Here is a 25142-nt window from a genome sequence, read left to right as displayed (position 1 = left end):
ATAATGGCTTTTATGATTACTATTTCGATTTATGATAGAAAGATTTAGGAACATCTGAACGGAAAAACATCAGTGTATTTGTTTTCGGATGGTAAAGTGCCAGCGCTTTTGCGTGCAGACCCAGCCGGCCAAGTATACGGCGATTTCCACCGCCATATTTCTTATCGCCTACTACCGGATGGCCGAGCTCCTGCATATGGACCCGGATTTGATTCTTTCTGCCCGTTTCCAGCTCTACCTCCAGCAATGAAAATTGTTGATTGGATTGAATAACCCGATAACGCGTCGCGGCCCGCTGCCCATCATTTTTAACTCGGCTGGAATACATTTTATGTGTCGGGCTTTCTTTTAACCAGGAAACGATATACCCTTTTTCTTTGGCGACCTTTCCTTCCACTAAAACAACATAGGTTCTTTCTTTCACGATATCCTTCCAATTATCCTGGAGTTTCCGTTTCACTTTTTCACTTTTTGCAAAAACCATTACTCCAGACGTTTCCTTGTCCAGTCGATGGACGACAAAGATACGGTTGGCAGGATCCTCCTGTTTTACATAATCCATCAGCTGATGAAAAGCAGTTTGTCTTCTCTCTTCCTTCGTCGCAATTGAAAGCAATCCTGCTTCTTTATCGATGACAATAATATCTTCATCCTCATAAACGATTGACATGCCAATAAAGACTTCCTGCTTCACCGCTTCTTTATTCTTTAATATTTTAACAACCTGTCCCTTTTCCAGCATGTAATTATGCTGCGTTTGAATGCGATCATTCACAGAAACCTGTCCTCTGGTTAAAATAGACTTTACGGAATTACGGCTGCGGTTCGCTAAAACCCCTCTCAGAAAAGAAAATAGTTCTCCCGGCTCCGTCACTTCGTAAGTCAAAAAAGGGGCAGCTTTTTTCGATCGGGGACGTTTTTTGTTTTTCATCTTAAATCTCCTTTGTTCTTACACACCGTATAGAATTTCATTTTTTACAAACCTTTTTCATTATATACACCCTTGGAAATAGAAGCTAATCCTCGTCCTTCACATCAATATCCTCTGGGATTGGTTCATCTAAGTATGCTTGAATGACCTTCCTATACTTCTCGACCTGTTCGAAATATGTTGTAAATTGTTCTTTATTGATTAAATAGTTTTCCCCATCATAAATCGCACGTATCTTCCCTTGTAAAACATAAGTACGCACAATGGATTCATCTATTGATAAATACGCTGCTGTTTCTTTGATTGTTAGATACATTTAAATAAATTGCTTTTGAAGGACGTCATGATACGCTTCATTTTTCTGCATTTGTTTTTTTGCAAACGGGCATAAAGGGATAATATATTTGTCGTTTTCTCGTGCATATAGAACAACTTGCTCCAGCAGCTGTTGAGCAATCCCCTGGCTTCGGAGTTCTTTTGCCACATACGTATGATCAATAACTAAACGGTTCGATCCTGATTGTACAAAAGTAATTTCTGCTTCCGGATCCTTGATATCCTCCCCAACGTAAAATTTTGTTTCTCCTTTATGAATGGTAGCCATGTTAGCCCTCCTAAATATCTACATTTCTTTCATTATACTCTTTCAAGTTTCTGGTCTCAAGACATTATTTTTGTAAGCGTTTTAAATATTAAGAAATTAAACTCTTTTTTTAAAATAGATTGCTGGACGAAACCAGATACTTCTTTCTACAATGAACATGAGGTGATTTTTTGAATACTTATATCCGACAATTATTACCATCCGATAAAATATTAATGGAAAATATGCAGACAGAAATAGAAGATGATTATATTATACGCATTTTTGAGATTTTATGTACTGGAAACCACGTACTTTTTGGACTTTTTTATAATAATCAATTAGTCAGCACAGCCGGCTATTCTGTTTTCGCATCCGCCTATGCCATGCTAGGCAGATTAAGAAGCGATATTCGTTATCAAGGAAATGGGTATTCCAATCGGATAACTAAATACGTGCTGGATCAGGCATTCCAAAACAAAGACGTGGAATGGGCAGGTGCAAACACACAAGCTCATAACGCTCCGGCACAAAAGGTATTGAACCGTATCGATTTGGAAAAGCAGACCGAATTTTATGGATGTACAGCAAAAACATTGGATGGCATATCAGGTGCAGAGGAAACTTGGCGGGAAATAACGCAGACAGATGAAAAACTGAAATTATTAAATACATACCATGTTCATGAAAATACGTTTTTTCCGCTTGAATGCTATTATCCTTTTCCAAGCTCGCCTAAGCTTTTTCAAGAAGATCAAATAAAGAGCTGGCGATTCTTTCAAGAGAATGGCCATCCTCCATTAATTACAAAGAAAAATATAAAAAAAGAGGTGTATCTTCACGCTATTTACCCATATAAAGATTTATTTCAGCGCAGAGGGTTATGGAATACTATTGCGAAAGCGCAGCATGCGTTACAAATACAGCATCCAGATAAGAAAGTCCATGTATGGATTGATATTCCCGCAGCCATTATCGACCAGCTGCCTAATGCTCATCCATTTGAATTAGATTCTCCATGGCTGCTCTATGGAATAGACAGAGAAGCGTGGGCAAACCTCTAAAAAAAGCAGGCGATGCATTTAAAAGATACATCGCCTGCTTTTAGCCTTCATGCTTTTTAATATTCGTGAAACCTGCTTTCTGCATAGCCGGGAATTGACCAGATATTTTCTCCATGTTCTTTTGCCTCTTCCTGCGCTTGCTCCAGCTCTTCTAAGTACTTTGTATTCGGCTCATACACAAAGCCGACCCTTGCATACCCTTCTTCGACTAATAACTGGTTAACATTATCACCATCTGCCCAGATATAGGCAAGCATCCGGTCGTAATCGTCTCTTTCAGGATTTCCTCTTTCTAACTCGACCGTTTCCCCTTCCGGCATCAGTTCTTTGGCAAAATCACTTGCTTCCTCGCCAAATGGCTGTACTTCCGTATCAGGCTTCACACTTTCCGGGGTATCAATCAAGAGTAAGCGGACCCGCTCTCTTGTTCCATCTTCCAGATGAACAATCACAGTATCACCATCAACGACCCGTTCCACAGTGACTAATTCTCTTCCTTCTGCCGGTTCATTGTCTTCTAAAAAATCCAGCAGCTCGCATCCTGTTAAAACAAACAGCGACGCGAACAGAATAAACAGCTTTTTCATTTCTTACATCCTTACCATTATCCATATTCTTTTTTTTGAATTATTTATTAATAACCACGTTCATGCTGGTATAGATTAATCGACGGCGCTTTCCCATCTAAATAGTTCTTTAAATTCGGAATAAAAATATCTTCAATCACACGCTGATTATAAAACTCCGTTGCTCCTGCGGTATGCGGTGTCAAAATGACATTTTCCATCTCCCAAAGCGGATTAGATGCTTCTAACGGTTCCTTTTCAAATACATCCAGCCCGGCACCGGCAATTTCATTATTCTCTAACGCCTCAATCAGCGCTTTCTCATCAACAATTGACCCTCGTCCGATATTGACAAAGAAAGCATCGTTTTTCATCTGTTTAAATTGCTCTGCGCCAATCAGACGATGGGTATCCTCTGTTAATGGCAAAGTAACAACTACATAATCACTTTGCGGAAGTACTTTATCTAATTGATGCGGCTGATACATTTCATCCACATTTTCTGCAGCTTTCCCTGAATGACGGACTCCAAGCACCTTCATCCCAAAGGCTTTTGCTATTTTAGCTGTTTCCTGTCCTATTTTCCCTGTGCCAAGCACTGCCATTGTCTTGTTATGGATTTCCCCGCGAAGTTTTGCGTGGTGCCATACTTTTTCCTGCTGCTGTCTGACATAAGTATGAATTAACCGTGTAAATCCTAGAATATACGCAAAAATTGTTTCGGAAATCGGATAGCTGTGCACCCCGTTTGCGCTTGTTAATTGAATGTTCTTTTCCACAATTTTATCTAAGTTTAACGAATCGACCCCTGCACTCCAGGATTGTACCCATTTCAGCTGATTGCTTTCCAGATAGGTACTTTCTTTATCCTTGCGCCAATTAACAAGGATTTCTGCTTGCTTCAGAATATCATCAGAAAGTTCTTTGCCTGTATGGATTTCCCAGTCTGGAGCAGCCTTTTTTATTTCTTCTACATACGTATCCTCCAGATTTAAATGAATTGCCATCGTCCTTTTTGCCATATATCCTCCTATCCGACACCATTCTCATAAACATCGATGGTACCTGTCTCTATATTCTTATCATTATCTTAGCAATTGCTCAGCCATATCGCAACGACTGCGCATTCTTTGTATTTTTCGAGAACAAGTAATACAATTGTGAACGGAGCCTATATCTATTTAAAGACATTGATAAAACGGAATCACAGCAATGGATTTCGAAAGGAGAAACAATAATGAATGCTATTCAATTACCTGAGGCAGTCCAAGAGCTGCTTGAAAATAATAAAAAAGAAGTAACAGATCGCGAGGAATTGATTCGTTCCGGCGGATACCTCCCGCCAAGCGATGATTTATTGATTGATGCCATTGTCGCATTAAGTATGGGTAAAAATATATTATTAAAAGGACCGACCGGCGCTGGGAAAACAAAATTTGCGGAAACCCTCTCCTCTCTTTTTCAGCGGCCGATGTACAGTGTAAACTGTTCCGTTGACTTAGATGCAGAAAGCTTGATGGGGTTCAAAACGCTTGCTTATGAAGAAGAAAAACAGACAATTGAATTTGTTCCGGGGCCAGTTACCAATGCAATGAAGCAGGGAACATTTCTTTATATTGATGAAATTAATATGGCTAAGCCGGAAACCTTGCCGTTGATTAATGGTGTTTTAGATTATCGCCGAACGATTACGAACCCTTTCACCAACGAGATTGTGACTGCTGCAGACGGGTTTGGCGTTATCGCGGCGATCAACGAAGGCTATATTGGAACAGTTCCTTTAAACGAAGCATTAAAAAACCGTTTCATTGTCATTGACGTACCTTATATTCAAGGAGAACAGCTGGAACAATTAATTACTGAATCGACCAAACTGACAGACAAACAGCTGATTGGGCGTTTTGTGACACTATCCAATGATTTGATCACAGCGGTAAGTCAAGGAAAATTGTCAGAGGATGCTGCTTCTATCCGCGCCCTGCTGGATGCTTGCGACCTCTCAACCTATCTTCCGCCTAAACGCGCTATTTTACGCAGTATTGTGGATAAGCTCGAAGAAGATCGTGAGAAAGCGTTTGTGGGGAATTTGGCAGACACGTTATTTTAATTAAAGAGGAGTAACTTTGATATGTACCGATTTCACCAAACAAAGGTTGACACCCATTTATTTATGCAATTGCAGGATTTAACGACTGTTTTGGCGAAGAATGAACAATTGCAATTCGAGTCCAGCTTTGGTTCCTTTATTGATATAACAGAAAACAAAGTAACCGCTGGCCGTTTTTGGGACCGTCTCCCGGCTGAAATGCAGGAAGCGGGCGCGAAATCAGATGTCATCCTGCGCACATTAGGCACCCTGCATCAGACCGATGTAAAAATCCTGCAGCAATTCAAAAAGGATTGGGAAGATTCCCTTCTTCCCAAATTCGCAATTCAGCTGATGACATTATTAGAAGACATTCGTTTAGAGGACGCAATCCGGAAAGAACGTCCGGGCACGAAGCGAAACTTTTCTTACAGGCGAGCGTATTTCCATCACTATTTCACGACCCAGCTGCAGTCCAATGTCACACGCAGCTATGCAACCGATGAAATATTTTGTATGATTTATTTATTGCTTTTTGCCAATCAGCCAGACCCGGGGTTTCCTCGTGTGGAGAAAGCACAGCTGGAGATGCTCGACAGTATAAAAGGGCATCTGTACAGCGTCTTTGAGACAAAGCATACACGTGATAATGTGGCGTTGACCGAACAAATCATGCGAAAAATGCAGCAAGCAGGCTATACAGATTCAATTCACGAATACTTCATCCTGCCAATCGGGCATGTCGAATCGTATGAAAAAAATACGCTGTTTGATGAATTAACACGTACCGATCCGTTAGTGAATGACGACCAGCAGGAAGAAACAAATGAAGAAAATGAATACTTCGATGAAACCTTCTCTACCTGGCATCGTGAAAATAAAAATGATGACCGCAAGCAAAACTTTCTGCAATTTGAGTTGGAGCAAGGCACAAAAACCTCGATGCTTGGCGGCGGTGCCCGGGAAACAGAAGACGGCGATCAAGCAATGGCTGCGATTCAAGGAACTTCCGGTCAGAGTAAACAAAATGACTATTCCGATAAGGAAACGCTGACCAAAGAAGAAAACACTTCTGAAAACAGTAGTGAATCAAGCTTTGGGAAAGAAAATGAACATGCACAGATGTTTACAGAGTATGCAGAGACTCCTACAGAGGATGAACAATTACAATACCGGCAGTTTGTAGAGGAAATTGATCCCTTTAAAAGAAAACTTGCCAAAACCATTCAATTAACGTTAGAGCATAAACAGGATACACCGAGAACAGATTTATTATTTGGCAGGCTCTCTAAAAAACTGCTTCCTATCTTTTTAGAGGATTCTCCACGTGTATTTTATAAAAAGGAACAGGAATCAAAAGAATTCGATGCGGTCTTCACCCTATTGATTGATTGCTCTGCCTCGATGGAGAACAAGATGGAAGAAACAAAACGCGGTGTGACCCTGTTTCATGAAGTGTTAAAAGAGCTGCGCATTCCGCATGAAATCATCGGTTTCTGGGAGGATGCCAATAAAGCGAGTGACAGCTACCAGCCGAATTATCTGCAATATATCCAGACTGTGGAGGATTCTTTGTATAAAGAGCAAGGAGCTAAAATTATGCAGCTGGAAGCACAAGAAGACAATCGAGATGGCTTCAGTATTCGTCATGTCACTAAAAAATTAATTCCCCGCAGCGAGAAAAATAAATTTCTGCTGATTTTTTCCGACGGACAGCCGGCAGCTTCCGGCTATGACCAGAATGGCATTGTGGATACGTATCAGGCTGTAGCCGAAGCCCGCAAGCATCAGATTGATGTAGTTGGAATGTTTCTCGCAAACGGTCAGATTGAAGAAAACGATGATACAATGATGCAAAATATTTACGGGAAAGAACGCATCATGGTTCCAGATGTGAGCGCCCTGCCAGAGCATTTCACTCCGCTGCTCAAGCGTTTATTACTGAAAGCAATTTGATAAAACGAAACTTCACTCAGTGGGAGTCTTTCGACGCACAAATGTTTCCGATGGGGCGAGTAATCGCAAAAGCACTTCGATGGGACGAGTAATCGCAGTCCCAGTCCCAGGATGTGCTAGTGCAGACGTTGCGACAAATGTTTTCGGTGGGGTGAGTAATCGCAACCCCAGGACGTCGCGAACTTAGTCTGCTTCCTTAATTCTCCCACTGAGTGTTAGCTGAGTGATTCAGGGAGTTAGCGTCCGTTATCTCCCGCCTAAATAAATTTATTTTTACGCTTTATTTTGAGGCGGGAGTTTTACGGACGGTTCTCCGTGATAAAGTGTTTTTTCCCCATACAAAAGGCGAGCATTTTTCGGAAATGCTCGCCTTTTATGATTAAATGCAAATATATACTATTTTTCTGAATTTTATTTCCAAACCAATATAACCTGGATAGCTTTATTGAACTTCCATGTGCAGATCGCCTGTTTTTGCCCAGCCTTTCATCTGCAGTGCCTTGTAAGTCATTACAGAAATAATTGCCGGCGTAATCACACCAACTACAATATACATGACTAAAACGCCCGCACCTTGGTTGGCTAAAATATTTAATGGCGCAATAAACGAGTTTAATCCTAAACCGGCTAGCTCATAGGGTACTTCAAAATCAAATATTAAAATAGCAATGGGTGCACAGATAATCGATGATGCAAACGGTCCGATAACTAAGCGCGGATTCTTCACAATATTTGGGACCTGCACTTTCGGCGTTAAGAAGAATTGTGCAATATTTGCACCTAAATTGTTTTGCTTGACCGACATGGCAGTGAACCCTACAAATTGAGCTGTGCAACTAATCAATGCCGCAGCACTTGATACGGGATCAAGCTGTAGTGCAATGGCTATAGCCGCGGAAGATGCCGGCGACATTAAAAAGATACTCCAAATTAATGAAATAACAATCGCTGAAATAAACGGAGACCCTGTAGTAGAGCTTGCGATGATTGCACTGATTTTCTCAAGTAATGGGGTTGTCACGGCCGCTAAACCAACACCTGCAACTCCCCCTACAAAAATAGAACAAAACGGAATTGCCATCATATCAAGCGATGTTTTCCCTGTTACACGCTTTCCGACCCAGGTAGCAATAACAGCAGCCAGTACTGCGCTGATAGGCTGTCCTGTAATAAGCGTCCAGCTTCCGTCAGCCGTCATAGATAAAGCATTCGCGCCAACCGTACTGGAAGCCATCGCTCCAAAAATAACTAATGTATTTCCCCCAAGCTGATAGGCTATTCCAGCTCCAATCGCCGGCGCCAGCATCAGCTGAGCTGCATTACCAATCAATAGAAAACCTTCCCACCCTGTAAATGTTCCGATTGTTTCAATCAACAATCCGATACCAAGCGTCACTAAGACGGCGTTCGCCAATCCTTGTGATGCTTTGTACATTCGATCAATTATGTATTTCTTTGTTGACTCTTTCACTTTTCGTACCTCCTAATAATTCACTTAAATTCCTTTTCTTTAAATTAGTGGGAAATGTTATTTAATTCTAAACAGAAAGTGCTATTTATCATAAACCCATTTCTTTTTTGCGTCAATAATTATTTTTTTCTGAATGTTTATCTTTCCGATGAAAATGAACGTTTTTGGTTGTTTCCGACTGAATTTAATGATATTCTATCATTAAGAGGTGAAAGTAATGCTGACAGATGAACGCCATCAATTTATTTTACATCGTCTAAATGAAAGCGGTGTAGTTAAGTCTGTAGATTTAATCGAGAGACTTAACTGCTCTGAGTCCACTATACGTAGGGATCTTGCTCATCTAGAAGAAAAAGGGCTCCTGCTCCGCATCCACGGCGGAGCAAAATTGAACGCTACATTTGGAGCGGAATTGACCTATCAGGAGAAAACAGTCAAAAACAGTCAACAAAAGAAAAATATAGGAAGGCATGCTGCCTCCCTTTTAGAAGAGAATGATGTGATTTATTTAGATGCAGGGACGACAACACTGGAGATGATACCGCATCTTGCTAATTTGTCGATTACCGTTGTAACAAACGGTATTGCCCATGCTTCGATGCTTGCAGACAGACAAATTGAAGCCTATCTCGTAGGCGGTAAATTAAAGCATTCCACAAAAGCAATGGTGGGCGCGCCAAGTCAACATTCTTTAATGAATTATCAATTCACTAAAGCCTTTCTCGGCGTAGACAGCATTGATATGACATATGGCTGTACCACGCCGGATCCGGAGGAAGCAACAATGAAACAGCTTGCTATTGAAAGAGCTTCAGACACATATTTTCTTGCAGATGACAGCAAATGGAACAAAGTCAGTTTCGCAAAAATATGTAATTTCTCGGATGTAACGTTTATTACGGATAAAATATCAACGATTCACCAACCCTATTTAAATCACACAACTATTTTGGAGGTAGATTAGATGATCTATACAATCACTTTAAATCCATCGATTGACTATATTGTTCCGGTCGACAAATTGGATTTAGGCGGGCTGAGTTATATGAATAATGATTATAAGCTCCCCGGCGGAAAAGGCATCAATGTATCACGAATTTTAAAGGCACTCAGGGCAGACGCTGTTGCTCTTGGATTTGTCGGAGGCTTTACCGGAAAATTTATTGAAGATGCTTTAGACGAATTAGATGTTCGGACAAACTTTGTTAATATCCAGGAAGATACCCGCATCAATATTAAGCTGAAAGCTGATCAGGAAACCGAAATAAATGGACGCGGTCCTGCTTTATCGGATGAAGAAGTGGCAAGGTTCCTGAAGCAATTTGAAGAAGTGAAGGATGGAGATACGGTAATTTTATCCGGAAGCAAGCCCCCTTCCCTTCCAGACAACTTCTATGAGCAATTAATCCAAAGAGCAACCGATCAAGGTGCTGCGTTTGCGATTGATACAACAGGTGCTGCCCTTGAAGCATCCTTGAGCTACCAGCCGTTATTAGTGAAGCCGAATATTCATGAGCTGGAAGCATTATTTGATGTGAAGCTGCAAACAGATGAAGAAGTCATCGCTTACGGGAAAAAGCTCTTAGAAAGAGGGGCAAAACACGTGATTATTTCCATGGGTGGAGATGGTGCATTACTTATCACGAAACAGGGAAACTATAAAGCAAAAGCACCAAAAGGAAAGCTGATTAACTCCGTAGGTGCCGGCGACTCCATGGTTGCAGGATTTATCAGCTCCTTCTTAAAATCGGGAGATCCGGCCGAATCATTTAAAACAGCAGTTGCTTCTGGCAGCGCTACTGCTTTTTCAGAAGACCTGGCTACTGCAGAAGCCATTGAAAAGCTGCGTTCCCAAATCCAAGTAGAAACCATTTAATTTTTAAATAGAAAGGATGAGAAACATGCAGGTAACCGATTTATTAAAAAAAGATGTTATGATTTTAAACCTTCAAGGCACATCGAAAGAAGCTGTCATTGATGAAATGATTTCAAGTCTTTATAAAAATGGCATTATAACAGAACAAGCATCATTTAAAGAAGCTATCCTGGCTCGCGAAGACCAATCCTCCACCGGCCTCGGTGACGGAATCGCCATGCCACATGCGAAAACAGCAGCTGTAACTGAACCTACTGTCTTATTCGCTAAAAGTGAAGCAGGAATCGATTATGATTCCTTAGATGGACAGCCTGCCCACCTCTTCTTTATGATTGCTGTTCCTGATGATGGAAGTGATACGCATCTGCAAACCATCGCAGCGCTATCCCGTCTTTTAATGGAACCGGATTTTACAGGTGAATTAAAAGAAGCAGGCACTCCAGATGAAGTACAAGCGCTTTTTGCAGAAGCAACCGAAGAAAACGATGCTCCGGAAGATGAAGCAGCGGAAGATAAAAACGAAGAGATGAATGTCACCGACCTATTGAAAAAAGACGTCATGCTTCTTGATCTTCAAGCTTCATCCAAAGAAGCAGCAATAGATGAAATGATTGCAAACCTTTATAAGCATAATGTTTTAACAGAGCAGGCATCTTTTAAAGAAGCTATATTGGCTCGTGAAGAACAGTCCTCTACCGGGTTAGGCGACGGTATTGCAATGCCGCATGCAAAGACAAAAGCAGTAACCGAACCTACTGTTCTATTTGCTAAAAGTAAAATTGGAGTAGATTATAATTCCTTAGACGGACAGCCTGCACACCTTTTCTTTATGATTGCTGTCCCTGAAGGCGGAAACGATACGCACTTACAAACACTGGCTGCTCTTTCCAAACTGTTGATGGAACCTGTCTTTGTAGCAAAACTGAAAGAAGCATCTACTCCGGATGAAGTGCAGCAGCTGTTCCTTGATGCAACACAAGAGGATACAACAGAGGAAAAAGCAGAGGCGCCCGAATCAGGCAGTTCTGCCAGCAGTGATGAAAAACCTTTCGTCGTAGCAGTAACCGCTTGTCCCACTGGTATTGCCCATACCTATATGGCAGAGGATGCTCTCAAGAAAAAAGCAAAAGAAATGAATGTAGACATCAAAGTAGAAACAAATGGTTCAGACGGTACGAAAAACCATTTAACAAACGAAGACATTGAGCGTGCTTCCGGCGTTATCATTGCTGCCAGCAAAAAAGTGGAAATGGCCCGCTTTGATGGCAAGCACGTTGTTGAGCGACCGGTTGTAGACGGCATTAAAAAAGCAGAGGAACTTATTACCAAAGCATCGGCGCAAGATGCTCCCATTTATCGTGACTCCGGGGAAAAATCTGAAGAAGACGGCGAATATGAAAAACAATCCGCCTGGGGTAAGATTTATAAGGATTTAATGAACGGGATTTCCCATATGCTTCCATTTGTTATTGGTGGCGGTATTTTAATGGCTATTTCCTTCTTGTTTGAAAGTTTCTTAGGAAGTGAATCAGAATTCTTCTTATTCTTTAACAGCGTAGGAGATACAGCATTTAATTTCTTAATCCCAATTCTTGCTGGTTATATCGCCATGAGTATCGGCGACAGACCTGGTTTAATGCCTGGTATTGTAGCTGGTATGATGGCAGTACAGAGTGATGCCGGTTTTATCGGCGGTCTTATCGGTGGTTTTGTAGCTGGTTACTTGGTGGTATTAATCAAACACTTATTAAAAGATCTGCCACAGTCTTTAGCAAGTCTTAAACCAATTTTATTATATCCTGTGCTCGGATTACTTGCCACGGGAATAGCAATGTACTTTGCAATCGGACCAGTTTTTTCTAAACTAAATAGTTTCATCCTTAGTTTCCTTGAAGGTATGGGAACAGGAAATATTGTTATACTCGGTATCCTTCTTGGCGGCATGATGGCTATCGATATGGGTGGACCATTTAATAAAGCTGCTTATACTTTCTCTATCGGAATCTTTAATGATACAGGAGATGGAGCATTTATGGCAGCTGCCATGATTGGTGGTATGGTTCCTCCATTAGCAATCGCCCTGGCAACAACCTTCTTTAAAAATAAATTCACCCCAGATGAGCGTAAATCTGGAACAGCGAATTATATAATGGGACTATCCTTCGTTACAGAAGGCGCTATTCCATTCGCAGCTGCTGATCCATTACGCGTGATTACCTCATCTGTTATCGGTGCTGCAATTGCTGGAGGATTGACTCAATTCTTCCATAGTACCATTCCAGCGCCACATGGCGGTATTTTCGTTGTTTTCTTAGGTAATGCATGGTGGTTCTTCTTACTATCATTACTTATTGGTACAGTTATCTCAGCGTTAATACTTGGTATATGGAAAAAACCAGTTTCCAAATAAGAAAGAATCCATACCTGGATTTTCAAAAGGAGAGTTCGACAAATGTTGAACTCCCTTTTTTTAATAAATAAAGAGCTCTGGCACAATTGTTATACCAGAGCTCTTTATTATATCGAAACTATTTTCTCTTGTAATTTTTATGATTTACTACGGTTTTAATCGGCTCTCCAGTAGATGGGTGATTTCCGATACGGACAATAACTGAATTCTCGCGAATAATAAGCACTTCTGCTTTCTTACCTTTATATTCTCCGCGAACAATACTAATCGTTTCACCGACCTCAGCAATATCCTCCTGCTTCACCGGTTCTTGTTCTAAATTTTCTTCTTCCATGTTATAACCTCCCTTAATTCATAGCGGACTAGTAATTTACCTCATTCATCGTACCATAAGTGTATAAGGAATTATATTTTTTTTCAAAAGAAACGCTAAAAATTTATTTCTACGCTCGAATCTTATATAATCAAGGTATCTTAAGGAGGATGTGTTATGAACCTTGTTTTTGACCCTAAATGGGATAAAGCGCTTCCCGATACAGACCGTCGTAAAATTGAACAAACGTTTCAAAAATTCGTATTGCCGAATACTGCCGGTAAACAAATAACATTCACCCCTTTATGGCAAGCAAGAAATCACCGGTCTGATTTATTGGTTACTGTTTTAATTAATAATTATAGCAGCCAAGCGTATTCCTTTGGAAACACCACACTAAAATACGTAGAAGACAACGCAGTAAAAGCCGAAAAGACATTCACTTTAGAAAGAGTTTATGTACCTCTAGACTCTAGCATGCCCTGGACATTTATTTTTCCGGAATCCAGCTTTATAAACAGCTCTATTAACTTACATGGCAGCTTAATTTGTCACAACTTAAACGACCTTGATCCTCCTGATTGATTATGACGGATAATGGCTAATTATGATGAAAAATAACCGTCATTATATTTACTGGTTAAATCTGGTATCGGAAAACAGATAAAAAAACGTACCCTTTGAACTAAGTTTCGTTTTATAATTAGTATATTACTTGGATATTCATGCATAGGTAGGTACTTTTTCTTTTTTAAACCGGGATTTAACTATCATTTTTTATTAAAAAACTATTACAAGATTTTAATTCATACAATCCTATGCTATATTTGAAGATAGGTTTCATCATGAACAAGTTGAAAATCCATATCCCTGCCCTTATAGTATTAAAAGCTCGAACAGATTAGTCGAAACCTGTAAGTCAGCTTCAAGAATCAACATCGCATAATTATTCATTTTATATTGACATCACGAAAATACTTGCTCAAATGACAGGAGAGGATAATATTGAGTATGACACCAACTTCGAATTCAACTTTGAATTTTATTGACGCATTTACGTTATCTGAAAAAACAAATTTAAATATTTCAATCCTATCTTTAAGAGATTTGGATGATTTTCAACTTGATTCATCAAATATACCGGATTTAATTATGATCCCAATTTATCAATACAACGATATTACACGCATTCTTGAACAGGAACAATTAAAGGATGTTAAAATTGCAATCATCCTGCCTAATTTGCATATGAAGGATATTATCCGATTGTATGAATTTGATATAGATGGATATTTTGTTAAAAATATGAGCCTGAATGAAATCATATCAGGAATCCGTTTTATCAATGAAGGATGCATTTATGTTTACCCCGAGTTAGCTAAAGCATTACACGATGAATTTTTAACTTTATCTTCTACGTTACAATCCCGTCCGGATGGTCTTCTTACCAAACGGGAATGGGATGTTTTACTTGAAATATCCAGAGGAAACAACAATGAAATTATTGCCAATAACTTAGAAATCTCTGATAAAACAGTGAAAAACCATGTAACCACCGTTTTACGTAAGTTAAATGTTAATGACCGGACGAATGCGATGCTGTTAGCGTATCGGAAAGGCTGGATCTAAAAAATAAAAAGTATAACTAAAACGAGAAGCCTATGAAATATATAGACTTCTCGTTTTTATAATGAATGGTTTGTAAAGCACTCAGGCATTCTAAAACTGCACTTTATGCTTTACACACTCTCTTTTCAGCTATTAGCTGCCCTGAGATAATTCTGTTTGCACTTGTTGTACTTCTTGAGGTGTTGCTGTTTGACCAGGCTGATAATAACCATGCTGCAATGCATATTGATATACTTTCAATTGGCGTGCTTCGTCCCGATTTCTTAGTTCTACAAATTTTTGGCGCAACGCAGGGTTATTCGATTCAGAAATATAACCGGCGTAACCTTTCAAACTTGCATTAAGACCGTTTAAATAATCATTTACCATCTCTTTATCCTGAAACATTTTCAAATCACCCTCCTACTGTAAAAATGACATTAATTGTTGTTGTGCATTACGAGCATCCTGCGCATCAAATTGCAGGATTGATTTAAACTCCGGATCTTGTGCCTGTTCAGCATATGCCTCCAGCTTATTCACAATCATCCCGTGCTCTCCAATAACCTTACGCAATGTTTCCAGTTCTGTTTGCGTTAATTGGTTCATCAGACAAACCCCTTTCCAAAAATTTATCAAGGTTATTATGCCCGGTGAACTCATTTATATGCCTTTGGATAGGTGCGATAAAGAAATTTTTTACTGTTTTAATGCATCAAGTCTGTATCCAAAATTTATATTCTTCCATATCAAGTACTTCTATCGATCCTGACCAATGCAAAACAGTTCCAATAAAATCCGGAATATCTAAGTCTGACATCTCATATACTTCTCCATTATTTACGGTAGCAGTAGCATCCTCTACAAATACAACTTTGAAACCTCTATCATATGCAGCAATTGCTGTAAATAAACAACAAAATTCTGTGTTAAGGCCAATAATGACAAGCTCGTCCACTTTATATTTCTGACACTTTTCCAATAAATCTGTTTGGTAAAAAGCACTGGGAGTTTCTTTTTGAATTATTTCTGTAGCATATTTTTTAAAAGACGGATAAATCTCTGCACCTTTTCCCTCAATATAGAACGGATCTTCTCTATTTTCACTAGTATGTTGAATAAAAAAAACAGGAAAATTCTGATTTGAAAAATCCTTTAATACCGTCTCCATATTTTTTACACGTTGCCCTAGACTATATTGTTCATTAATCAGCTCTTTCTGCATATCAATTGCTAATACTGCCTTCAATGTAGCTCCCCCAATTGTATTTAAAATTTTTTAATTTATTGAATCAATATATACCATTAGAATCAGCTCTCTAATTTAAATTCCTGCTTTTTTGCCAAAAAAAGAGTTTCCTTATATAGGAGAACTCTTTTCATCAGCTTATTTTTTAGTGCTTTTTATCTTTTCCGGATAAAAAGTTATTTGCTTCTTTTCATTTTAATAATACTTAATTTGACCTTGAAGCGTTCCAGTATATAATTCAAACTTATATTCATCAAAATTTGTAAAATAAAAAATGGTTTATTCCTTGAATATACATTTAAATCCCTCTATGTCGAAATTTCTTTTATTAAGCCTTTAATCTCAAAACATCGCTTGTCAGCTTCGGATCAAACCCGTAGATTTCTTTCTGCTTGTATGAATGGATTTCCTCATAAATAGTTATCATATAATCCAGTAATTGCTCATTTGTTTTCTCTTGTTCATCCCAGTACATAATATCCAATTCTATTTCTGTATGAGATACTAATGCCTGGAATCGATAAGAAATCCTTTCTGATACCTTAAAGCCTTCACGGAAATAAAAACGCAGGCGTTTCTCTGTATCTTCATCCCTTTCATCCACTGGCTCTACTTCCAAAATAATCGTTTTCCGTTTGTTTTTTAGCTGTTGAATCAACTTTTTACCTATTCCCTTTCCCCGAGCCCTTTCAGAAACCCATAAAAAGTCAACAAAAACAAAATCGGCATACTCCGCATACATCATAATATGTAAATCACTTTCATCCTTATGATAATGATTGGGCTTATCCACCAGTAAAGCTTTTAATTGCTCTTCTGCTTTCATTTCTTCCACTGGAAAATATCCGTTTAATCGTTGAAACCAATCCATTGTAAAACCTCCTGAAAAATTTTTTGCTTCCCTTTTTTATTTGCTGTCTCCAGTCACAGCTGACTATTTGACAGGAGAGATAGACACACGAATACAGCGTCAAGGCAATGAACGCTTTCCTTGATAAAAGGCCGATGATTTCATAGAATCATCAGCCTTAAAATCATACTTCGCATTCCTCTACTCTTCCATCAAAAGCACTGCTTCTTCTTCTACAAATTCACCTGTCCGCTGAAAGCCGCTATGTTCATATAATGTGATGGCAACATGATTTTCCTTCACGGTAGATGTACGTAACGCTTCTTTCGGATAATTCTTTTGGAAGTCTTCCATAAATTTCTTTAAAGAAGCTTTTCCATATCCTTTGCCTTGAAAATCCTTCGCAATCATAAACCGGTCCATCCACCATGAATCCTTATCATAAATATCACTTGCCGGATAATAGCATAACATGAGAAATCCGACCATTTCCTCCTCATGATAAATCGCATAAGGACGTTTCTCTTCCTTTTCATAAACTGCTTCCAAAACAGAATACCAATTAGGAGCTATAAAATCTTTTTGATTATCATTCACCTTTAATAATGAGCATTTTTTATAGTTCGAGCTGTCAACCTTCTTAAATGTAATTGTCATCCTCACTCATCTCCCTTAGTTATAGATGATACTTTCATTTTAAACGATAGGAAAAAGAATGGACAGTAATTACTCAAAGATATCTGGTTTAAAATTCCTGATGCTTCAAAATGATACGTGCTTTTCCGCAATTTCTTTTTCGAGTCGTTTCCGTACATCGCTCGCAGGTGAGCTCTGGCTTTGCTTTTCGCCATATTTCCGGACGTTTATCGCCTCGTTCTCTTTTTCCTCATCACCGACAACAAAAATATACGGTATTTTTTTCATCTGTGCCTCTCTTAATTTTAATCCCAGCTTTTCTTCCCGATAATCTGCTTCAATACGGATACCTGTTTCTTTGAAAGTATCCATTAATTGATTTGCATAGGAATGATGTGCAGAGGAAACTGGTAAAATAATGGCTTGAACAGGAGCCAGCCAAACTGGAAAAGCGCCTGCAAAGTGTTCAAGCAGAATACCAAAAAAGCGGTCGATGGATCCATAAATTGCCCGGTGGATAACAACAGGGCGCAGCTTTTCATTTTCTGCATTGACATAAGTTAAATCAAATTTTTCCGGCATTTGAAAATCAAGCTGTAATGTCGCACATTGATGGCTGCGTCCTAAGGCGTCTTTGATATGAAAATCAATTTTTGAGCCATAAAATGCGCCATCACCTTCATTTACTTGGTAAGGCAGCTCCATACGCTCTAACACATTTTCTAACGCCTGTTCTGAAGCCTCCCAAGCAGCATCCTCTCCCATAGATTTCTCTGGACGTGTAGATAATTCAACTGCATAGCTGAAGCCAAACACCCCATATATTTCATCAATTAAACGAATGGCTCTTTCCATTTCCGCCTCTACCTGATCTTCCCTTGCAAAAATATGGGCATCATCCTGACAGAAAGTGCGGACCCGGAGCAGTCCATTTAAAGCGCCGCTGTATTCATGACGATGGACTTGACCGAATTCCGACAGCCTGATTGGCAAATCACGATAAGAACGCAGCTTTTGCTTATAGATTAACATATGTCCCGGGCAATTCATCGGCTTTAATGCGAAATTGGTATGATCGACTTCCGAAAAATACATATTCTCCTGATAGTGATCCCAATGGCCTGACTCTTCCCAAAGCTGCTGGTTCATCAGAAGTGGTGTACGCACTTCCTGATAGCCTGCTTTTAATTGTGCTTCTCTGGAAAATTGTTCAAGCTCCTGGCGAATAATTTGACCATTCGGCAAATAGAACGGCATGCCAGGCGCTTCTTCAGAAAACATAAACAGATCCAGCTGCTTTCCTAATTTACGGTGATCTCTTTTTTCTGCTTCCTCTATAAAATGCAAATGTGCTTCTACATCTTTTTTCTTCGCAAAGGCAATGCCATAAATACGCTGCAGCATTTCGTTATTACTGTCGCCCCGCCAATATGCTCCTGCCAGCTTTATAAGATGAAATGCTTTAACATACCCAGTAGATGGTAAATGTGGACCTCTGCACAAATCAGAGAAATCTCCTTGTTCATAGATTGTGATTGCTTCATCAGCCGGGATACTTTCTAACAACTCTACCTTATAAGACTGATGATGTTTTTTGAAATAAGCTTTTGCTTCTTCCAAGGAGAGTTCATACGAATGAATTGAAAGATTTTCCTGAATAATCTTTTGCATCTCTTTTTCGATTTTCATCAAATCTGCCTGTGTAATGGATTCCTGACATTTCATATCATAATAGAACCCATGTTCAATCACCGGCCCAATACCAAACTGAACGTTTCCTTTTCCGTAAAGCCGCTCAACAGCCTGTGCTAAAATATGTGCTGCAGTATGCCGCATAACCTCCAGACCTTCGTCTGAATCCAGTGTTAACAATTCAATTGCACTCTCTTCGGAAATAGGATAACTTACATCTACCAGCTTCCCATTCACTTTTCCAGCAACAGCTTTCTTCGCTAAGCCTTTTGATATTTGTTCAGCGATTTCTTTTAAGAAAACTCCTTTTTCTACATCATCTTCTCTTCCATCCGGAAATCTAATTTTCACTTCATTTTTCATTTTCTTCATACTCCTTCTTCATTTTAGGCAAATAAAAAAAGCATACACTTCCCTCTATACAAAGGGACGAATATACTTCTCCGCGGTTCCACCCAGATTCCCGCCAAGTGATTGGCAGCTTCATTTTGCAGTAACGTTGCATATGACGGCATCAGTTGTCACCCTGACTCAGCTCGGAGGTGGTAAATTACGCTTCTTGGTTAGAGAGCTCTCACCTTCTGCTCCCCTCTCTTTAAACCTTCCAAGTAATTCATGTCCTCTTCTTCGCTTCTCTTGAATAAATTATAAAATATCATACTAAAGTTTTTTAATTTATGCAAGGGGAATTTTTTATTTGATAATTACACTTATAATGTGTGTTCAAAAAGCCAGATAAATAAGACCAAGTCGGCTAAGGCTGTAACGTCCTGGGACTGCGATTACTCTCCTTACCGGAAACGTTTGTGCGTCGAAAATTAAAGATGACGAGCTATCTCCAAACAGAGCGTATGCTTGAGAGTATTGGAAATAGCTCGTCAACGCAAAAATTCGCTATGTCATTTTTAGTGGGACTTTTGAACATTCTCTTATATTTCAATAGCTTATCTGATTAGACTATTTAGATGTTTAAAGAATGCTGTTTTTTTCATTCAATAACCTCCCAGACACCAGAAATTCCGGGCGTTTCTCCACTTGTCCACCATTTTGCTTGGAAAACTTTTCCGTTATAGATAACTTTGTCTCCTCCAAGATAAACAGCATTAGCTTCCCATACCGGATAATTAGGGACTTCTGGTTCCGATTCTTCCGGGTCTTGTTCTGTCCCATCTCCGTCAAAGTCAACGTCTATAACATTATAGAAAGCATTCGCCGTATCATCCACATCCCAAACACCTAAAATAACATGGTAACCAGTCCTCTCAGGAATCGTTACTTGATGCGTTACTTTCTCCCCAGGTCTCGCCCCTCCATCATACACTTCATAAAATGGAATAAGTTCAAATTGGTCTCTGGTTAATGGTTCATTCGGATTCCAATCGGGTTTAGTTATATAATAATGCCATTTCGTTGTTGCATGCATCGCTGTTAAATGCCAAGTAAATGTATTAACTCCTGAATTCAAATCAACTTTTTCCCATCGATCTGAAGTCTGCTCATCTAATTCAGGAAAAACCCCCCCCGCCGAAGCAATTTCCCCATCTGAAATACTTACTCCCGGAAATCCTTTTGGTGCTTCTAAGCTTTGTGGCTCCCATTGAACACCGCCGCAATTTGTATTCACCTGTTCATTACACAATAACCCTCTTGATTTTGGCTGCTCAATATACCCATGTGCAGCAACAGCTCCTAGCCCAACAAACATAAAAAAGACGAGCGAAATAACGGTTGTTCCGAGATACTTCAGTGACTTACCATGAAATAACCTTTGCATAAAACTCCTCCTTTACTTGTTTAGACGGTTATAGATTAAAATCCAATGTTTTCTTAATGATATAATATTTTGGCTAATTTTCATTTAATTTACAACCGTCTTAAATTTATATTATCACTAAAAATGAAAGCGTCAACATAGATTATAATGTTTAATACAATTGTAACATTTTTGATACTTATGTAACAATACATTCTTATAATTCAAAAAAATCATAGCATTCCAATAAAAAATTTCGTTATAATTCTTTTACCCTGCCCATATCTTATAAAAAGGAGGCTGCTTTCTTGAGTGAAAATCTGGCAAAAATAAATAATAAATGGATTCGGCTGGCTGTTTTAATCATTGTATTCATCAATACAGCTGCCATGCTGTTAGGCTACAAACTCATCCCTTTATCGAACGAAGAGCTTGTTTCCGTGCTATCTCTCATCGCTTTATTCATATCCGAAATCTGGAATCATTGGAAAAATAACAGCTATACCCCCTCCGCAAAAGAAGCGGATAAACTGATGGAAAAGCTGAAACGTTAAGATAGAAAAAGCTGATGGACAAGGTCCTGCCCCTCTATATTTAGAGAAGGCATCCCCTTATCCCTCAGCTTTAGCTTTTTATTCCATCTCCCCATAAATCATGTCCAAATGTTTCGGGAGCACTTCAATCGTTGCTGGTGTTTTATTTAAAAATTCGCCATCACAATCAATATTTTGTTCCGGGGAAGTAGATACTTCTAAACGGTTTGTCCGAAAATAAATAATATCATCATCTTTTTCATTTTCCGGATAATCATCCTGTATCTTAGCTTCCAGCCATTTCTTTAAATACTTCAGTTTTGCTTCTTTGACAATCAGGACATCGAATTTTCCGTCCTGTACATCTGCATTCGGAAAGAAGGATTGAATCCCGCCGAGAAAGGAACCATTTCCAACAACCAGCAATTCTGCTTTCTCATCATAATCGAATTCCTCACTATGCAATTTCAATGCAAAAGCTTCATTTTGAAAAGCAAGCCTGGATGTATTCAGATAATAAGAAACCCTTCCGAAAACCTGCTTATTTGCTTCATCCATTTCTTCAGCAACCTTGGAAATAATACCGATGCCCCAGAAATTTAAAAAGTAATTTTCCTCATATTTACCCACATCGACCTGCATTCGTTTCTGCATGATAATTTGCTCTAACGCTTCTATTGGCTTTTGGCTGATGCCAAGCGTCCGGGAAAAATCATTGCATGTTCCGCCTGGCAAAATAGCAAAAACCGGCCTGTTTTTCAATGGAACGAGGGCATTCATAATTTCAAAAACAGTTCCATCTCCCCCACCCGCAATCAGTAAATCAACTTCTTCCGCATGCTTTTCAACAAAACGTTCTCCATCCCCTTCCTTTTTGGTCTGCAAGATAGTTACCTCTTCAAATATTTCCGTTAATCTAGATTGAATTTTATCTAATTGTTGTGCCAGCTTTTGTTTTCCGGCGTTCGGGTTTATAATTAAAGCGACTTTTTTCACCATTTCCGCTCCTCACAAATCCATATTTTACTGCATCAATATGTTTAAAGTTCTCCATTACATTTATAAATAATCATAAAGTGAGACTTCATTCAACGTGAGCCTGCGCCTGTTATCTCCTGCCTAAATAAATACTTTTTCACACTCTCTTGGAAGACGTCAGTTTTACAAGCGCTTCTTCATGAAAAATACCTTTATTCCATTGTACATGAGACCTGCTGTTCTTGCTAAAACACAGCCTAAATTATTTGTAAGATGTTATTCCTTCAAAAGAAAAAAGCTGGCGAAACGTTTTCCTAGAACATTCTACCAGCTGTTAATCTATTCTTATTTAGAATTCTGTCTCTTTTACTTCTCCGGTAGTCTGATCTACCGTATACCATCCATACGTAGCGGTATGTGCTAAGCCGTCATCCTGATCAACAAGCTCATATACCTGTACCACATAGTTTCCTTCTTCATCCTGGTGACTAGTAACAACCTCTAAACTATCGTCGACCATATTTAAGTGTTCTTTAACTAATTTTTCAGCTGCTGCAGCATCAATCGATGAGGCATTCTCATCTGTATTCTCTTCTTCATTCTCTTCTGATTCCGGATTCTGATTGCTCTCAGAGTTGTCCATATCGGTATCGTCTGATGTATCACTGTCACTGGTATCTGTACCACCCTGACCAGAATTATTTTCCTCACTGTCAGGACTTACCTGATCATTTTCTTCTTCCGTTGCATTTGCTTCATTATTAGCTGTATCTTCATCTGTTGATTCATTTGTTTCTTCTGCAGCTGCTCCATCCGTATCCTGGTCTGCAGTGTCATTGTCTGTATTATTTTCCTGTTCGGTCTGATTCGAATCCGCTTCAGCCTCACTATTTGAAGTATCTCCGTCATTTTCCTCAACTGGAATATCTTCTGTTTCCACATCAGATACGATCCACTTCTCTTCATTCCAGAAAATAGAATAAGTAACGCTAAGCATATTATCCGTCTGTTCCTGCTCTACTTCATACAAATTATCTTCTGCTTTTTCTAATTCATATGTTTCTTCTTCATCAAACCAGACAGGTTCTTCGGAAGCAACTATGTAGATGGATCCCTCTTCATTCTCTTCAAAATAAGCATCTGCCATCTTTGCTGCTAAATCCTCGGACATAATGGTCGAGAATTCCTCCTGAAGCTCTTCCGGAGAATCAAAATCCGTTACTTCTCCGTCTTCCGCTGCATTTTCAATCACATTTTGGAATGCTTCATTGTAGGTTTGTAATACCTCTTCTGCTTCTTCTGCCTCTAATTCAGGGATTTCTTCTTTCTGTTCATCCGGTTCTGGCATTGGCTTTTGAGCTTCTTCGTCATCATTATTGCTGCAGGCTCCCAGCAATAATACGATAGCCGCAGCTACAGCCATCAGCCTAAACAATCTGCTTTTCACTATATTTTCCCCCATTTCTAATTTCTTCTTCTTTATCATACACCTTTTCCAGTAAATTAGAAATATCTTCAAACAGGGAAAAGTCATGCAAGCCGCTACCTTCTTTTTTCAATCGTTAACCAGGGTCTGCCTCCATCCCAATGTACCTGAACAGGGATTTTAAATGTTTCACTTAATAAAGCATCGGTTAAAACATCGTGCTTTTCTCCAGTCGCTACTAATTTTCCGTCACGAACTAAGGCCACGTGGGAAATGGCTTCTGTAATTTCTTCGATATGATGTGTAACATAAAGCAGGTGCGTATTCGCTTGTATATCGTTCATTAATTCCAGTACCTCTTCACGCGATAAAATATCTAAACCGGAGCAGGGTTCATCTAAAATCAGTATTTCCGGTTGACTCATTAACGCCCGGCCAATAAGAACTCTTCTTCTTTCCCCTTGCGAAAGCACTTGATATTTTTTTCCTTTTAAGTAGTCTAATCGAAGGTCTGAAAGAATCTGATCAGCCTGCTGCCAATCCGCTTCAGATACCTCTTCATAAATCCCAAAGGAAGCAAATTTACCGCTGATAATCACATTTTCAACCGGCTCCAGCTGGATCGTCTCTTGAAAACGCTCCAATGCACTGCTTACATAGCCGATTGATTTTCGTAATTCAGATAAATCTGTTCTTCCAAAAAGCCGATCCAGCACGGTCATTTTTCCAGACGTCGGATAATTATAACCAGTAATAATATTTAAGAGCGAGGTTTTACCTGATCCATTTAAACCTAAAATCGCCCAATGCTCTCCCTCTTTAATTTGCCAATTAATATCCTGTAAAATTTCCTGATCATTTCTGCGCCATGTTATCTCATTAAAATAAACAATGTTCTCCATTTCTTATCCCCTCTATCTAATTGAAAAGTCTGTTAATTATTCCGCTAGAATACTATAAGATGTGCTGCTTTTCTAGTAAAATGCACTTTATGATTTCTGTTGCCGCTAGTTTTTCGGTTAATTCTATCTATTTGTTTATTGTCGGCTGCTTAGGTCTTTTTCCTTCTCCACCTTAACAATTTCATAATTATCAGAATATCCAAATCATAGCACTAAGCCGCTGTCAGTTCAATCTTATTTATTGAATTGTTAAGTTTAG

At 39.2% G+C, this 25142-nt stretch carries 26 protein-coding genes; 9 read left to right on the top strand and 17 right to left on the bottom strand.

Annotated features, from left to right (window positions below):
* Positions 1-19: 19 nt before the first annotated feature.
* From BN997_RS14555 to BN997_RS14545, 3 genes are all read right to left on the bottom strand, one after another.
* Positions 20-931, bottom strand: coding sequence for an RluA family pseudouridine synthase (locus BN997_RS14555; protein ID WP_042533369.1), 912 nt, complete (start codon positions 929-931; stop codon positions 20-22).
* An 85-nt stretch (positions 932-1016) separates the two neighbouring features.
* On the bottom strand, positions 1017-1247 hold the full coding sequence (locus tag BN997_RS14550) for an excisionase family DNA-binding protein (protein WP_042533367.1): 231 nt from the start codon (positions 1245-1247) through the stop codon (positions 1017-1019).
* Positions 1248-1535 (bottom strand): GNAT family N-acetyltransferase, encoded by a 288-nt coding sequence (locus BN997_RS14545; protein WP_042533365.1) that lies wholly within the window; start codon positions 1533-1535, stop codon positions 1248-1250.
* 170 nt (positions 1536-1705) lie between these two features.
* Between BN997_RS14545 and BN997_RS14540 the strand changes: the two genes are divergently transcribed.
* On the top strand, positions 1706-2578 hold the full coding sequence (locus BN997_RS14540; protein WP_042533363.1) for a GNAT family N-acetyltransferase: 873 nt from the start codon (positions 1706-1708) through the stop codon (positions 2576-2578).
* Positions 2579-2634: 56 nt separating this feature from the next.
* Here the strand turns inward: BN997_RS14540 and BN997_RS14535 are convergent, their stop codons facing one another.
* Together BN997_RS14535 and BN997_RS14530 are read right to left on the bottom strand one after the other, a co-directional pair.
* Positions 2635-3165, bottom strand: a complete 531-nt coding sequence (locus BN997_RS14535; RefSeq protein ID WP_052485027.1) for a thermonuclease family protein — start codon at positions 3163-3165, stop codon at positions 2635-2637.
* A gap of 47 nt (positions 3166-3212) precedes the next feature.
* Positions 3213-4166: a D-2-hydroxyacid dehydrogenase gene (locus BN997_RS14530; protein ID WP_042533361.1), complete on the bottom strand. Its 954-nt coding sequence runs from the start codon at positions 4164-4166 to the stop codon at positions 3213-3215.
* Between the two features lie 215 nt (positions 4167-4381).
* Here BN997_RS14530 and BN997_RS14525 point away from each other — a divergent pair, with 215 nt between their 5' ends.
* Both BN997_RS14525 and BN997_RS14520 read left to right on the top strand, forming a co-directional pair.
* Positions 4382-5251, top strand: coding sequence for an ATP-binding protein (locus tag BN997_RS14525; RefSeq protein WP_175297044.1), 870 nt, complete (start codon positions 4382-4384; stop codon positions 5249-5251).
* Between the two features lie 21 nt (positions 5252-5272).
* The gene (locus BN997_RS14520; protein ID WP_042533359.1) at positions 5273-7186 is read left to right on the top strand and encodes a vWA domain-containing protein; all 1914 of its coding nucleotides are present in this window, start codon (positions 5273-5275) and stop codon (positions 7184-7186) included.
* 442 nt (positions 7187-7628) lie between these two features.
* On the opposite strand, the gene BN997_RS14515 is transcribed toward BN997_RS14520, so the two are convergent.
* Positions 7629-8657 (bottom strand): PTS sugar transporter subunit IIC, encoded by a 1029-nt coding sequence (locus BN997_RS14515; RefSeq protein WP_042533357.1) that lies wholly within the window; start codon positions 8655-8657, stop codon positions 7629-7631.
* A 217-nt stretch (positions 8658-8874) separates the two neighbouring features.
* Between BN997_RS14515 and BN997_RS14510 the strand changes: the two genes are divergently transcribed.
* From BN997_RS14510 to BN997_RS14500, 3 genes are read left to right on the top strand one after another with little or no spacing between them, the layout of a single operon-like run.
* Complete coding sequence (locus BN997_RS14510) at positions 8875-9621, top strand: DeoR/GlpR family DNA-binding transcription regulator (protein WP_042533356.1); 747 nt, start codon at positions 8875-8877, stop codon at positions 9619-9621.
* Positions 9622-10533, top strand: a complete 912-nt coding sequence (gene pfkB / locus BN997_RS14505; protein ID WP_042533354.1) for a 1-phosphofructokinase — start codon at positions 9622-9624, stop codon at positions 10531-10533. It abuts the gene before it with no gap.
* Positions 10534-10558: 25 nt separating this feature from the next.
* Positions 10559-12943, top strand: a complete 2385-nt coding sequence (locus BN997_RS14500; RefSeq protein WP_244882385.1) for a PTS fructose transporter subunit IIABC — start codon at positions 10559-10561, stop codon at positions 12941-12943.
* 118 nt (positions 12944-13061) lie between these two features.
* Here the strand turns inward: BN997_RS14500 and BN997_RS14495 are convergent, their stop codons facing one another.
* The gene (locus BN997_RS14495; protein ID WP_042533352.1) at positions 13062-13277 is read right to left on the bottom strand and encodes a DUF2187 family protein; all 216 of its coding nucleotides are present in this window, start codon (positions 13275-13277) and stop codon (positions 13062-13064) included.
* Between the two features lie 156 nt (positions 13278-13433).
* Between BN997_RS14495 and BN997_RS14490 the strand changes: the two genes are divergently transcribed.
* On the top strand, positions 13434-13841 hold the full coding sequence (locus BN997_RS14490; protein ID WP_042533351.1) for an SLAP domain-containing protein: 408 nt from the start codon (positions 13434-13436) through the stop codon (positions 13839-13841).
* A gap of 426 nt (positions 13842-14267) precedes the next feature.
* Positions 14268-14885, top strand: a complete 618-nt coding sequence (locus BN997_RS14485) for a response regulator transcription factor (protein WP_226895178.1) — start codon at positions 14268-14270, stop codon at positions 14883-14885.
* Between the two features lie 132 nt (positions 14886-15017).
* Here BN997_RS14485 and BN997_RS14480 read toward each other — a convergent pair whose 3' ends face one another.
* From BN997_RS14480 to BN997_RS14450, 7 genes are all read right to left on the bottom strand, one after another.
* Positions 15018-15272: a spore coat protein gene (locus BN997_RS14480; RefSeq protein WP_042533348.1), complete on the bottom strand. Its 255-nt coding sequence runs from the start codon at positions 15270-15272 to the stop codon at positions 15018-15020.
* 15 nt (positions 15273-15287) lie between these two features.
* Positions 15288-15473: a hypothetical protein gene (locus tag BN997_RS14475; protein ID WP_042533346.1), complete on the bottom strand. Its 186-nt coding sequence runs from the start codon at positions 15471-15473 to the stop codon at positions 15288-15290.
* 106 nt (positions 15474-15579) lie between these two features.
* Complete coding sequence (locus BN997_RS14470; protein ID WP_042533342.1) at positions 15580-16113, bottom strand: isochorismatase family protein; 534 nt, start codon at positions 16111-16113, stop codon at positions 15580-15582.
* 328 nt (positions 16114-16441) lie between these two features.
* The gene (locus BN997_RS14465; protein WP_042533340.1) at positions 16442-16984 is read right to left on the bottom strand and encodes a GNAT family N-acetyltransferase; all 543 of its coding nucleotides are present in this window, start codon (positions 16982-16984) and stop codon (positions 16442-16444) included.
* Positions 16985-17164: 180 nt separating this feature from the next.
* The gene (locus BN997_RS14460; protein WP_042533338.1) at positions 17165-17620 is read right to left on the bottom strand and encodes a GNAT family N-acetyltransferase; all 456 of its coding nucleotides are present in this window, start codon (positions 17618-17620) and stop codon (positions 17165-17167) included.
* Between the two features lie 105 nt (positions 17621-17725).
* On the bottom strand, positions 17726-19654 hold the full coding sequence (thrS, locus tag BN997_RS14455; RefSeq protein ID WP_042533336.1) for a threonine--tRNA ligase: 1929 nt from the start codon (positions 19652-19654) through the stop codon (positions 17726-17728).
* Positions 19655-20279: 625 nt separating this feature from the next.
* Positions 20280-21065, bottom strand: a complete 786-nt coding sequence (locus BN997_RS14450; protein WP_042533334.1) for a lytic polysaccharide monooxygenase — start codon at positions 21063-21065, stop codon at positions 20280-20282.
* A gap of 287 nt (positions 21066-21352) precedes the next feature.
* Between BN997_RS14450 and BN997_RS14445 the strand changes: the two genes are divergently transcribed.
* Positions 21353-21598 carry a phage holin gene (locus BN997_RS14445; RefSeq protein ID WP_042533332.1) on the top strand — a complete coding sequence of 82 codons (246 nt, stop codon included), beginning with the start codon at positions 21353-21355 and terminating at the stop codon, positions 21596-21598.
* A gap of 78 nt (positions 21599-21676) precedes the next feature.
* On the opposite strand, the gene BN997_RS14440 is transcribed toward BN997_RS14445, so the two are convergent.
* From BN997_RS14440 to BN997_RS14430, 3 genes are all read right to left on the bottom strand, one after another.
* Positions 21677-22576 carry a diacylglycerol/lipid kinase family protein gene (locus BN997_RS14440; RefSeq protein ID WP_244882384.1) on the bottom strand — a complete coding sequence of 300 codons (900 nt, stop codon included), beginning with the start codon at positions 22574-22576 and terminating at the stop codon, positions 21677-21679.
* Positions 22577-22904: 328 nt separating this feature from the next.
* Positions 22905-24002: a hypothetical protein gene (locus BN997_RS14435; RefSeq protein ID WP_042533328.1), complete on the bottom strand. Its 1098-nt coding sequence runs from the start codon at positions 24000-24002 to the stop codon at positions 22905-22907.
* Positions 24003-24097: 95 nt separating this feature from the next.
* A complete protein-coding gene (locus tag BN997_RS14430; RefSeq protein ID WP_042533326.1) occupies positions 24098-24883 on the bottom strand; it encodes an ABC transporter ATP-binding protein in 786 nt (261 codons plus the stop codon).
* Positions 24884-25142: the final 259 nt, after the last annotated feature.

This window comes from Oceanobacillus oncorhynchi (genome assembly GCF_000821065.1).
In the GTDB taxonomy this organism is placed as follows: Bacteria; Bacillota; Bacilli; order Bacillales; family Amphibacillaceae; genus Oceanobacillus; species Oceanobacillus oncorhynchi.
Note: the sequence above shows the minus strand (reverse complement) of the source record. Positions and strands in the feature narration are given on the sequence as shown.